At 36.5% G+C, this 378-nt stretch carries 1 pseudogene; it reads right to left on the bottom strand.

Annotated elements, in window-relative coordinates:
• Positions 1-254: pseudogene (locus DRF67_RS21320) on the bottom strand (T9SS type A sorting domain-containing protein); the annotation flags it as partial.
• Positions 255-378: the final 124 nt, after the last annotated feature.

Below are 378 nucleotides of genomic sequence, written 5' to 3'. Positions count from 1 at the left end.
ACCTGTTCTCCCTGCTGGTTCAGCTTGACAAGATGAAAGTCATAGCCGTTGTTGGGCTTACTTCCCGCTTCCATTTTCCCTTTTCCTGACTGGATAGAGCTTCCGGTAATTAGATATTGTTGGTCGATGGTGGTGGTCACCTGGCTTAGAAAATCCTGAGTCGAGGATTTGATATCTTTCTGCCATACCACTTCCTGGGCAGAAAGTCCCAAAACAGTGCATAATGTGTAAGCACCCATGTAGAGTTTTTTCATATTTTATGTTTTTTTATAAAACGCTGGAAATTAATTCTTTTTAAAAATACAAGTCAATATGCCATCCATATTCACTATATATTAAACAAAATAAAATTCATTTTACAGGAAATTTTTAAACAAT

The organism is Chryseobacterium pennipullorum (assembly GCF_003384725.1).
GTDB lineage: Bacteria > Bacteroidota > Bacteroidia > Flavobacteriales > Weeksellaceae > Chryseobacterium > Chryseobacterium pennipullorum.
The sequence above is the reverse complement of the archived record's forward strand: the minus strand, read 5'-3'. Positions and strand labels throughout refer to the sequence as shown.